Consider the following 11776-nt stretch of genomic DNA (forward strand, 5'->3'; position numbering starts at 1 on the left):
AGTTGTATCCTGCGTGAATTGTTATCCGCTCACATTTTCGCATAACATACGAGCCGGACACATAGAGTGTAAAGCCTGGGGTGCCTAATGAGTGAGCTGACTCACATTAATTGCGTTGCGCTCACTGCCCGCTTTCAAGTCGGGAAACTTGTCGTGCCAGCTGCATTAAGGAATCTGCCAACGTGCGGGGAGAGGTGGTTTGCGTATTGGGCGCCAGGGTGGTTTTTCTTTTCACCAGTGAGACGGGCAACAGCTGATTGCTCTTCACCGCCTGGCCCTGAGAGAGTTTCAGCAAGCGGTCCACGCTGGTTTGCCCCAGCAGGCGAAAATCCTGTTTGATGGTGGTTAACGGCGGGATATAACACGAGCTGTCTTCGGTATCGTCGTATCCCACTACCGAGATATCCGCACCAACGCGCAACCCGGACTCGGTAATGGCGCGCATTGCGCCCAGCGCCATCTGATCGTTGGCAACCAGCATCGCAGTGGGAACGATGCCCTCATTTAGCATTTGCATGGTTTGTTGAAAACCGGACATGGCACTCCAGTCGCCTTCCCGTTCCGCTATCGGATGAATTTGATTGCGAGTGAGATATTTATGCCAGCCCGCCAGACGCAGACGCGCCGAGACAGAACTTAATGGGCCCGCTAACAGCGCGATTTGCTGGTGACCCAATGCGACCAGATGCTCCACGCCCAGTCGCGTACCGTCTTCATGGGAGAAAATAATACTGTTGATGGGAGTCTGGTCAGAGACATCAAGAAATAACGCCGGAACATTAGCGCAGGCAGCTTCCACAGCAATGGCATCCTGGTCATCCAGCGGATAGTTAATGATCAGCCCACTGACGCGTTGCGCGAGAAGATTGTGCACCGCCGCTTTACAGGCTTCGACGCCGCTTCGTTCTACCATCGACACCACCACGCTGGCACCCAGTTGATCGGCGCGAGATTTAATCGCCGCGACAATTTGCGACGGCGCGTGCAGGGCCAGACTGGAGGTAGCAACGCCAATCAGCAACGACTGTTTCCCCGCCAGTTGTTGTGCCACGCGGTTGGGAATGTAGTTCAGCTGCGCCATCGCCGCTTCCACCTTTTCCCGCGTTTTCGCAGAGACGTGGCTGGCCTGGTTCACCACGCGGGAAACGGTCTGATAAGAGACACCGGCATACTCTGCGACATCGTATAGCGTTACTGGTTTCACATTTACCACCCTGAATTGACTCTCTTCGGGTGCTATCATGCCATACCACGAAATGTTTTGCGCCATTCGGAGGGGGCACGCCGAAGTGAGATTCAAAATGCCGACGTCAGTTCACAGGTGGGTAATGATACCAACGTGTTGATTTCGTATTTTCACTGACACCAGGATCATCCTGATGTTACAAGGATTGAATGACTACAGATTAAAATAGTCATCAACAGGTTGACAGCATTACCGTTTTTTTCGTCTCATTTTTATCGTATTCGGGTGTCTGTCTGTACCATGCAGACGCTCGCTTTTTGTAATGCCAGCTAAAGAAACAGGCTTAACGTAGGATATTTAATGAGATGGTCACTCCCTCCTTCCCGGTACTATGCTGAGGACAGGCTTTCATTCGGAGAACTATCATGGAAAACATTGCGCTCATTGGTATCGATCTGGGTAAAAACTCTTTCCATATTCATTGCCAGGATCGTCGCGGGAAGGCTGTTTACCGTAAAAAATTTACCCGGCCAAAGTTGATCGAATTTTTGGCGACATGCCCCGCTACAACCATCGCAATGGAAGCCTGTGGCGGTTCTCACTTTATGGCACGCAAGTTGGAAGAGTTGGGGCATTCCCCAAAGCTGATATCACCACAATTTGTCCGCCCGTTCGTTAAAAGCAATAAAAACGACTTTGTCGACGCCGAAGCTATTTGTGAAGCTGCATCGCGTCCGTCTATGCGTTTTGTGCAGCCCAGAACGGAATCTCAGCAGGCAATGCGGGCTCTGCATCGTGTCCGTGAATCCCTGGTTCAGGATAAGGTAAAAACAACCAATCAAATGCATGCTTTTCTGCTGGAATTTGGCATTAGCGTTCCCCGAGGAGCTGCCGTTATTAGCCGACTGAGTACCATTCTTGAGGATAATAGTTTGCCTCTTTACCTCAGCCAGTTATTGCTGAAATTACAACAGCATTATCACTATCTTGTTGAGCAGATTAAAGATTTGGAATCCCAGTTGAAACGAAAGTTGGACGAAGATGAGGTTGGACAGCGCTTGCTGAGCATTCCCTGCGTCGGAACACTGACAGCGAGTACTATTTCAACTGAGATTGGCGACGGGAAGCAGTACGCCAGCAGCCGTGACTTTGCGGCGGCAACAGGGCTTGTACCTCGGCAGTACAGCACGGGAGGTAGGACGACATTGCTGGGAATTAGTAAGCGAGGTAATAAAAAGATCCGAACTTTTTTGGTTCAATGTGCCAGGGTATTCATACAAAAACTGGAACACCAGTCTGGCAAATTGGCCGATTGGGTCAGGGATTTACTGTGCCGGAAAAGCAACTTTGTCGTCACTTGTGCTCTGGCAAACAAGCTGGCCAGAATAGCCTGGGCCCTAACGGCACGACAGCAAACTTATGTAGCATAACGGCAGAAATACACCGGTTTAAAGAATTACTGATCTGGTTTTGCGAATACTGATATTGATGATACTAACGGCCCACCGGCCTGTTGAGGAACCTGTAAAACGGAAAGGCTCATTGAAGCCGTATATTTTCTGGAGGTTCATCAGGCGCGGAACTCATCAAGGCGCGGGAATAAAATCCCATTCAGACGCCGGATAGATTCAAGCAAGCCAACTTGTCGTCAAAATCGGTGTTGCAAAAACGGGAGTGACCATAGATTCCGTTTGCCAAGCGGCCCCCATATTGAATGGCTGACGGTACTGGATTTCGATGAGATAAAAATAGACCGTATTTTTATTGCCAATATTGATGACCCGGTGAAGCGAGCGCTACTTGTTTCTGTGGTGAAAGGGTTACGTGGTACTGGCAAACCACTGGTGTTTGAAGGGGTGGAAACGCCAGGACAGTTTGAATTCGTCCGTTCTCTTGGCCCCGGTTACCTAGTTCAGGGCTGGTATACCGGAAAACCCGAAACAATATCTGCGATGAATATTCAGGGTTAAAACGATACGGGGCCCGGCCCGTATCGGCAACCCGACCCGTCAGCGTATCGCTTTCTGTCTGAAGCCGGTTCAGGTCGGCTTCTATCTGCGCGATGCGGCGGGAGATTTATTCAGAACGACTGCCGAAGTTCATCCGGCGAATCTTATCCAGCTGCGCCTGCAGATGGTCTATTTCGCGCTCCCGGTCGGCCTGCTTTTCCAGCAGGGCGCGGTTCAGCGCTTCCTGTTCGGACAGGCGCTGTTTCAGCAGAAGGATGTCGTCAGGGGGAGGTGTTGTTCATAAGCCCGCATTTTACCAGGCTTATTCAACGACAACCAGGATAAAGAGGCCTACAACATGGTCAGGGACGTAAGCAGTCTTTTAGGCTGCCGCCAGTCGATGCCTTCCAGAAGCATTGCCAGCTGCGCCGGGGTCAGGAACACTTTGCCATCGCGGGCAGAGGGCCAGGCGAAGCGGCCGCGTTCCAGCCGTTTGGTCAGCAGGCACAGCCCGTCGCCGGTGGACCACAGCAGTTTGACCTTACTGCCGCTGCGGCCCCGGAAGATGAAGACATGGCCGGATATCGGGTCATCTTTCAGCATCGTCTGCACCTTTGCGGCGAGACCATTGAAGCCGTTGCGCATGTCGGTGATACCGGCAACCAGCCAGATTTTGGTGCCTGTTGGCAGGTGGTTATCACTTCCTTTATCTGTCCTGTGATGATCCTTATGACTTCGCCAGACTACTTCACCACACACATGGGTCTGCCAGATACCGGTTCGGGATGGATTTCCGCTTCTACGCTGAACACCGTCTTTAGAAGCTCTGGTTTCATCACTGCTTCCGGAGCACCTTGCGCCATCACGCGACCGCTTGCCAGTACCACCAGATGATCGCAATAGCGGCTGGCCTGATTCAGATCGTGGAGTACCGTCACTACGGTTTTCCCCTGCCTTTTGAGTTCAACCATCAGGCGCATCAGTTCAACCTGATGATTGATATCGAGGTAGGTCGTAGGCTCATCAAGAAGAATGAGTGGGGTATCCTGTGCCAGCACCATCGCCAGAAACGCACGCTGGCGCTGGCCGCCGGAAAGCTGGGTTAACCTGCGGTCAGCCAGATTGCGCGTCCGGGTCTGACTCATTGCCACGTTGACCCGCTCGTTGTCTTCCGCGGAGAGTCGCCCCCACAACGACAGCCACGGGCTGCGGCCGTAGGAAACCAGTTCCCGTACAGTGATCCCCTCGGGGGATAAATGGTGTTGCGGCAGTAAAGCCAGGCGGCGAGCCAGCTGGCGGGCGGAAAAACCGGCTATGGGTTTTTCATCAAGCAATATCTCGCCAGAGTCTGGTGTTAACAGGCGAGAAAAACAGTTCAACAGCGTCGATTTCCCGCAACCGTTAGGGCCGAGCAGGGCCGTGATTTTTCCGGCAGGCAGGGCGAGAGAAAGTCCATCCAGCACGGTTTGTGCGCCATAGCTGACGGTCAGATTTTCAGTACGTAATCTCATTTATCGCATTCTCACAAGCAGCCAGACAAACCACGGTGCGCCGATAATGGCGGTCAGCACGCCTGCCGGAAGCTCCAGCGGCGGATGAATGATTCGTGCCAGCAGATCGGCAATGACCAGCAACAACGCGCCCGTCAGGGCCGAAACGGGCATCAGCCAGCGGTGACGCCCGCCGGCGATCCTGCGCACCATGTGCGGCACGACGAGACCAATAAAACTTATCGGGCCACAGACGGCCACGCCGGTTGCTGTCATCGCGACAGCCAGCATCAGCCCCTGGAACCGGGTGCGCTGAACCGACACGCCGAGCGTGGCTGCTCGTGCATCGCCCAGCGCCAGCAGGTCGAGATCGCGACAAAAGCGCAGGCTCAGCGGCAAAAACAGAATGAGCAACGGCACGGCAATCTTCACAAAGTGCCAGTCGCGCCCCCATAAGCTACCCGTCAGCCACAGCAGGGCACTGTTTACATCCTGCGGGTGCAGGAGCATCAGGTAATCCGTCAGGCTCGCCCAGCAGGCGGAAAGCGCCACGCCGGTGAGCGCCAGCTTCATCGGCTGGTGGGTCTTTGCCAGCATCTTCAGCAAGATCAACCCCGCCATACCGCCCGCAAAGGCCAGCAGCGGCAGCACCATCACGGATAGTGATGGCATAAGAAGCAGTGCTCCCACAGAGGCAAGGCTGGCGGCATGGTTAATGCCGAGAATATCCGGTGATGCTAGCGGGTTACGCACAATCCCCTGTACCAGCACGCCCGCCACGGCGAGGGCTGCACCGACAAACAGTGCCAGCAGCAAGCGCGGCAGTCGGTACTCCATCAATACATAATAATGCTCGCGTCCGTCCTGCCAGTCGGTCAGCAGCGCGCGCCACGGCACGGGGATCACCCCCATATGGAGTGATAACAGCGCACAACCTGCCAGGGCAAGGGTGATGAAAATGACCAGCGCAATTTTCATCCTCGCCTCCTCACCAGCCAGACAAAGCAAGGACTGCCAATCAGCGCCAGCACTGCGCCTGCGGGCAGATCGCCGGGGAAGGCCAGCGCGCGTGCGAGTACATCTGCCATCAGCATCAGCGTGGCCCCCAGCAGCATGCTCACCGGCAGTACGTTGCGCTGATCGAAGCCTGCCCAGAAGCGCGCCAGATGTGGCACCAGCAGGCCGATAAACGCCACCGGACCTGCCACACTGACGCACGCGCCAACCAGAAGCAGCACTAACATATTGATGATCAAACGTAGTCTCGGCAGGTTCACTCCCAGCGTATGGGCGGTACTGTCGCTGACGTTGAGCAGGTTCAGTTGATTCGCCAGCAGCAACACGACAGGGACTGCAGTGACCACCACCGGCAAGAGCTGCCAGACATCCTGCCAGTGGGCGTGGGACACTCCGCCTGCCAGCCAGTAAAAGATGCCGTAAGCATGATCTTCGGCCAGCAGCAGGGTGATGCGGGTCAGGGCCATACAAAAGGCCGACAGCGCGATACCCGCGAGGATCAGTTTGTTTCTGTCCTGGGTATGACGAAACCCGCCTCCTGCGGTCATGACCAGCAGCCAGCTCACGCCGCCCCCGCATGCCGCGATGAACGACAGGGAATAGCCTGCAACCGGCGTCGGACTCAGCGCGCTGGTAAGCGCCATAGCCAGCGCCGCGCCGCTGTTAATGCCGAGCAGTGAAGGAGAGGCCATTGGGTTGTGGGTCAGGGTTTGCAGCAGCGTGCCCGCGAGCGCCAGGCTTGCGCCGATCAGAACGGCGACCAGGCTTCGCGGCAAACGAAGGTTTTGCACCAGCGCTTCTGGTAGCGTTGGCGTGTGTCCAGGCAGCAGGGCGCGGATTGCGTCTGCTCCGGAAACAGGAATGGCCGAGTAGCAAAACAGACTCAGCCAGAAAATAATAATAAGTACTGCAACGGGAAGCCCCCACAGCAGCACCGGGTGTTTTAGCGCGGTCATTTCACATCGGTAAGCGGCTGATGGTGGAAGATTTTTACCGTGTCAGCGGCAATACGCTCTGCGGCAAAAATACCGCGCATCCGCGCCCAGGCGTTACTGTCGACTGAAGCAACCTGCTGCTTCTGCGCGGCGGTTAATATCTGCCAGAGCGGATCTTGTTGCCAGCGTTTAACAATGCTCTCTTCGCGATAGTGGGCAACCAGCAGCCAGGCAGGATTGACCGCCAGCAGTTGCTCCAGGCCGATGGACGGCATGGACGCGCCCGCCATCGCAGCGGGAACGTTCAGCCCCAGAGAAGCCAGCACGCTGCCGGTCCAGGTCTCCTGGGTATGCAGGTTGAATAGCTGTTCGCGTGATGTGCCAAAGGCCACGCGTGTCCCTGTGGGAAGCTGGCTGGACCACTGCGCCATCTTCTCTTTATGTTGTTCCAGACGCGCCTGCATCTCTCGTTTTTTACCTACCACTTCGCCGATGATAGCCGCTGAGTGCAAATTTTCAGCGTAGGTTTCGTTGCGGGACTTAAGCAGCAGTACCGGCGCGATTTGCTGCAAGGCAGTGTAAATCCCCGCATGGCGACTGCTGTCGGCAATGATCAGGTCTGGTTTCAGGGCAGCAATGGCTTCCAGGCTCGGCTGCGCGCGCGTTCCGACGGACTGCCACGGTTTCAGGTGCGCACGCACTTCGGGCAGGATGCGTTTTGCATCGTTATCGTCGGCAATACCGATCGGGCTGACGTCCACGGCGGCCAGCGCATCGGCGAACGAGAGTTCCAGCACCACAATCCGTTGTGGCGTTTTATCGAGTGTAAACGTGCCGTGTTCGTCCTGAACCGTGGCGGCAAAGGCGTGGCCGATCACCAGCAGCAGGCCTGCAAAAAGAAAACGGATAAATGCCAACATAGTCACATTCCAGCTAAAAGCCCGGCAAGCCGGGCGTTAACACATCAGAACTTCAACGACCCCTGCATATACAGCGTGCGCGGCTGGCCTGCGTAGATGCCTTTGTTGTTGTCGTCATAAGAGCGGATGAAGTAGTCCTGGTCGAAGATGTTTTTCACACCGAACGCCAGGTTCAGATCTGCCATCTGCGGGCCAAAGTCATACGCCACGCGTGCGCCCCAGAGCATGAAGCCGGGAATGCGGCCGGTACTGCCGTCGGCGCTCTCTTTCACCGTATTGGCGTTATCCGCAAACTGGCTGGACTGGAAATCGCTGTTCAGATTGAACGTCCAGTTGCCCGGCTTGTAGTCCACGCCCAGCGTGCCTTTATGTTTCGGGGAGAATGGCACCTGATTGCCATAGGTGTCGCCTTTCTCGCGGATTTCCGCGTTCACATACGCATAGCTGGCGTAGACGGAAACGTTATCAAGCGTTGGCGTTAGCGTACCCAGGTCGTAACGTGCCTGCGTTTCCAGCCCGGTATGGCGCGTTTTGCCACGTGCAGTGACGGTGTCGTTGGTCTGGTTGGAGTCGTACTGATTGTTAAAGTTAATCAGGAACAGCCCCATTTCCGCCGTCAGCGCGCCGTCATCGTAGCGGGTACCGAGTTCCCAGGTTCGCGCTTTTTCCGGTTCCACATTGCCGCTTTGCACAGCCTTGCCAATCTGGCTGTACTGTACGGTGCCGAACGAGCCTTCAGTGTTTGCATAAAGATTCCAGCTATCAGTCAGGTGATAGAGCACGTTCAACGCCGGAAGCGGTGCGTTATAGCTCACCTCTTCGTGCGTGCCTTTGATGGCGTTGTTCTGGTATGACTCGATATGTTCGAAACGCATACCCGGCGTGATGGTCCAGTTGCCGATGTCGATTTTGTCATCCAGATACCAGGCGTGCGCCTCGGTGCCGGAACGCGTGTCGCGGTCGTAAGGGCTTGAGCCGGACGGCAACTGCCCGCTGCTGGTGGCGGTGTAGTAACGCATTTCATGCGTTGATTCATTCACATAGCGATAGCCCACGCCCACTTCGTGCGCGGAAGGGCCGATCATAAAGCTCTGGCTGTAGCGTGGCTCAATACCGCGCACCCAGTAGATACGCGGCGAGAGGGTGATGCGTTTGCCTTGCTCCAGGTAGCCGCTGCGCAGGGTTTGGGTGTAGAACCCCTGAATGTTGAATTTATGCTGGCTGTCCGGCTGGAACTGGTAGCCCAGGCTCGCCAGCTTGCGACGGCCCCAGAAGCGGTCATACGGGCGGGTGGATTGCCAGCGATCGGCGTCGTAATCCGCGCGGGACAGGCCGCCGGGCATGTCGGCTTCACCATCGTAATATTGCAGCAGGCTGTTGAAGGTGTGCACCTCATTCGGCGCATATTTGCTTTTCAGCATCAGGTCGTCGATGCGGGTGGCGCTGTGCTCGCGCCAGTCACTGCCGCGCGTGCCGGAGTAGAGCAGCGCGGTGCCAAAACCGTTGTCCGCTGTGCCGCCCACCATCAGGTTGTGCGTCTCTTTCGGGTTGTTTTGTGAAGAGGTTGGGCTGAGCTGACCTTCCACCCCCGCCTCGATACCAAAGTCCTGCGGAATGGCGCGGGTAACAAAGTTCACCACGCCGCCCACGCTCTGCGGTCCGTAACGCACCGCACCACCACCGCGCACCACGTCAATGGCATCCATGTTGCCGAGCGAAACGGGAGCCAGTGAAAGCTGCGGCTGACCGTAAGGGGCAAAGGGGACGGGGATGCCGTCCATCAGGACGGTCGAGCGGCTGGCGAGGCGTGGGTTCAGGCCCCGGATGCCAAAGTTCATCGCCAGGTCGTGGCTGCCGGTGCCGTTGTTTTCCGGCGCGCTGACGCCAGGGATGCGGTTAAGCACCTCACGCATGGTGGTTGCGCCGGTTTTGGCGAAATCCTCACGGCGGATCACGTCACGCGCGCCAGCATGTTCAAATACGTCGTTTTCACGCGCATCGCCCAGCCAGTCGCCGACCACGGTCAGGGCATCTTCTTTTGGCGCGGGCGCGGTCTCCAGCGTCCAGCTGTTATTTCTCAGCGGTTTTACCTGCAGTCCGCTGCCGTCCAGCAGTTGTTGCAGGCCGCTCTCGACGTCGTAATCTCCGTGCAGGCCGTTGCTCTGCTTGCCGCGCGTCAGGCTGGCGTCAACCGAGAGGGTAATTCCGCTGTGTGCGGCATACTGATTGAGCGCTTTGTCGAGCGATCCCGGTGCGATATCAACCTGTGCAGCAAAAGCGGAAAACGAGAGACCGGCCAGCGGCAGCAGGCTCAGGCGAATGGCGTTAACCAAAGGTGTTGTTTTACGAAAAACGCGTAACGGCGTCATACCTTCTCCATCATCATTTTTGTTGTGTTCAGCTATGAGTCGAACGAGAAGGGTAAAAAGGACAATCGAAATGAGAATTATTTTTCTTACAGCGGTGAAATGTTTATCCAGTACCGCGTAATAGACTGAATTTTAACGGGAAGCGTTTGAGCGATAACGTTCAGGATCGCATCGGTATTTTTCAGCGGGAACGTCCCGCTCAGGCGCAGCCCGGCAACGGCGGGATCGCAGCGCAGCACGCCGTTGCGGTAACGGCTTAGCGTGGCTATCACCTCACCCAGCGGTTTATCGCTGAAGCTCAGGATGCCCTTCGTCCAGCTTGTACTCTCGTCATCCAGCGGTTTCACTGCGCCAAACTCAGAGGCGCTGAACTGCAGGCTTTCACCAGCGTTCACGATGCGTTTTTGCGCGGGGGCACTGGCGAGAAGCACTTCCACGGCGTGCTGCTGCACGTCAAGCTGCGTGAAATTATCCTGCTGGCGGACGGTAAATTCTGTCCCTAAAGCGGTGAGTTGGCCCTGACGGGTCAGGACGCGGAAGGGGCGTTGCTGCGCATCTTTCGCGGTAGTAATGGCGATTTCACCGTACCAGAGCCGGACGGTGCGCTGATGCGCATCAAAACGCACATCCGCCGCGCTTTGGGTATTCAGCGTGAGCAGGGAGTCATCTTCCAGTTGCTGACGGCTGACTGCGCCTTTGGCGGTGCGGTAATCTGCCCGCAGACCTTCGCCGGTTTCCGACTGCCAGAGTTGCCAGCCTCCGCCAGCGCCGAGCAACAGCAGTAATCCTTTCATCACGTGACGGCGGGTGAGGCGGGTATCGTGCAGCGCCCGGCTGGCAACGTCGCCAGGCACACCGCCAAGCTGGTTGCGCAGGTTTTCAACCTGCTGCCAGGCCCACTGGTTATCCTGATCCTGTTCATACCACTGTTGCCAGCGCGCTTCCTGTTGTGGGCTGACGCGCTCGCCGCTTAGCACGGCATACCAGTGGGAAGCTGAACGCAGCGCCTGACGGCGGGAATCGGTTAACGAAGGATTCATAACCCATGCTCCAGACGAAACAGCAGGCAGTGCTCGACGGCTTTCGCCACGTATTTTTTCACGGAGCTGACGGAAACACCGAGTTTGTGCGCAATCTCGCTGTATGTCAGGCCATCCAGTTGCGAAAGCAGAAACGCTTCACGTGTTTTTCCGTTTAGCCCGTCCAGCATGCTGTCGACGAGTTGTAGGGTCTCGAGCTGGCTTTCGCGTTCCTCAGGTGAAGGCGCTACCCCCTCCGGCATAAGCGCCAGCATCTCCAGATACGCTTTTTCCAGCGCGTTTCGGCGAAACAGGTCCACCATCACGCGTTTGGCGATAGTGCACAGGAAAGAGCGAGGATCGCGGATCGTCGAGAGCGTTTCGCTGCTCATTACCCGCAAAAAAGTGTCCTGGGCAATGTCATCTGCATCAAAGGCAGACTGGAGTTTGCGCGTCAGCCAACTTTTCAACCAGCCGTGATGGGTGCCATAAAGCGACTCGAACGTTAAGGAAGCTGTGGAAGTGGCACGGTCAGACATGCGGAGTGCATCAAAAGTTAATTATCACGTAGCCATATTAATATGAGAATGGTTATCATTACAATTGGAAATAAAATTGTTTCCAATAAACATTTTTAACATGTTGTTTTTCTAAGTGTTATAAGGTAGGTATAAAATGGGATGGATCCTCTGCTTCTGGCATCTGTCGGTCAGAATGACATCATGATGTGGTCTGCTATTATTGACATCCTCCCCGCCCTTTAGGGCGGGGAGGATGTCAACTATGAGTGTTGCCTGAAATGTCGCCAGCCCCCGGTACAGCAGAAGTATCTCGGGCTTTCTGCGTTTGCTCCTGGTGGGTATGGCCCCCGCAAGCGGGGGTTATTGCTAA

Annotated in this window: 11 protein-coding genes and 1 pseudogene; 2 read left to right on the forward strand and 10 right to left on the reverse strand. The window is 55.9% G+C overall.

The features are described 5' to 3' along the window. Positions 1 to 121 precede the first annotated feature (121 nt). Positions 122 to 1204, reverse strand: coding sequence for a DNA-binding transcriptional repressor LacI (lacI, locus tag AC1VYI_RS05285; RefSeq protein WP_007851507.1), 1083 nt, complete (start codon positions 1202 to 1204; stop codon positions 122 to 124). Between the two features lie 407 nt (positions 1205 to 1611). On the opposite strand from lacI, the gene AC1VYI_RS05290 reads away from it, so the two are divergent. Continuing rightward, entirely contained in the window at positions 1612 to 2616 is a 1005-nt protein-coding gene (locus AC1VYI_RS05290; protein ID WP_482878183.1) for an IS110-like element IS4321 family transposase, read from the forward strand. A 261-nt stretch (positions 2617 to 2877) separates the two neighbouring features. After that, positions 2878 to 3156 (forward strand): EAL domain-containing protein, encoded by a 279-nt coding sequence (locus AC1VYI_RS05295; protein ID WP_007898884.1) that lies wholly within the window; start codon positions 2878 to 2880, stop codon positions 3154 to 3156. A gap of 22 nt (positions 3157 to 3178) precedes the next feature. Here AC1VYI_RS05295 and AC1VYI_RS05300 read toward each other — a convergent pair. From AC1VYI_RS05300 to fecI, 9 genes and pseudogenes are all read right to left on the reverse strand, one after another. After that, positions 3179 to 3437 (reverse strand): annotated as a pseudogene (locus AC1VYI_RS05300) (IS66 family transposase); the annotation flags it as partial. A gap of 49 nt (positions 3438 to 3486) precedes the next feature. Continuing rightward, the gene (tnpB, locus tag AC1VYI_RS05305) at positions 3487 to 3825 is read right to left on the reverse strand and encodes an IS66 family insertion sequence element accessory protein TnpB (protein WP_028018554.1); all 339 of its coding nucleotides are present in this window, start codon (positions 3823 to 3825) and stop codon (positions 3487 to 3489) included. A gap of 53 nt (positions 3826 to 3878) precedes the next feature. Next, on the reverse strand, positions 3879 to 4646 hold the full coding sequence (fecE, locus tag AC1VYI_RS05310) for a Fe(3+) dicitrate ABC transporter ATP-binding protein FecE (RefSeq protein WP_004152282.1): 768 nt from the start codon (positions 4644 to 4646) through the stop codon (positions 3879 to 3881). Next, positions 4647 to 5603 (reverse strand): Fe(3+) dicitrate ABC transporter permease subunit FecD, encoded by a 957-nt coding sequence (gene fecD / locus AC1VYI_RS05315; protein ID WP_004118246.1) that lies wholly within the window; start codon positions 5601 to 5603, stop codon positions 4647 to 4649. After that, positions 5600 to 6598, reverse strand: a complete 999-nt coding sequence (gene fecC, locus AC1VYI_RS05320) for an iron-dicitrate ABC transporter permease FecC (RefSeq protein WP_004118243.1) — start codon at positions 6596 to 6598, stop codon at positions 5600 to 5602. Before fecC ends, fecD begins: the two co-directional genes overlap by 4 nt. Further along, the gene (fecB, locus tag AC1VYI_RS05325) at positions 6595 to 7497 is read right to left on the reverse strand and encodes a Fe(3+) dicitrate ABC transporter substrate-binding protein FecB (RefSeq protein ID WP_007898890.1); all 903 of its coding nucleotides are present in this window, start codon (positions 7495 to 7497) and stop codon (positions 6595 to 6597) included. The genes fecC and fecB overlap by 4 nt, the downstream gene beginning before the upstream one ends. A gap of 44 nt (positions 7498 to 7541) precedes the next feature. Further along, entirely contained in the window at positions 7542 to 9866 is a 2325-nt protein-coding gene (fecA, locus tag AC1VYI_RS05330; protein WP_022652364.1) for a TonB-dependent Fe(3+) dicitrate receptor FecA, read from the reverse strand. 86 nt (positions 9867 to 9952) lie between these two features. Next, complete coding sequence (fecR, locus tag AC1VYI_RS05335; RefSeq protein ID WP_023304425.1) at positions 9953 to 10906, reverse strand: ferric citrate uptake sigma factor regulator FecR; 954 nt, start codon at positions 10904 to 10906, stop codon at positions 9953 to 9955. Next, complete coding sequence (gene fecI, locus AC1VYI_RS05340) at positions 10903 to 11424, reverse strand: RNA polymerase sigma factor FecI (RefSeq protein ID WP_016151347.1); 522 nt, start codon at positions 11422 to 11424, stop codon at positions 10903 to 10905. The genes fecR and fecI overlap by 4 nt, the downstream gene beginning before the upstream one ends. Between the last annotated feature and the right edge of the window lie 352 nt (positions 11425 to 11776).

The organism is Enterobacter sp. QK-SA4, from assembly GCF_056856775.1.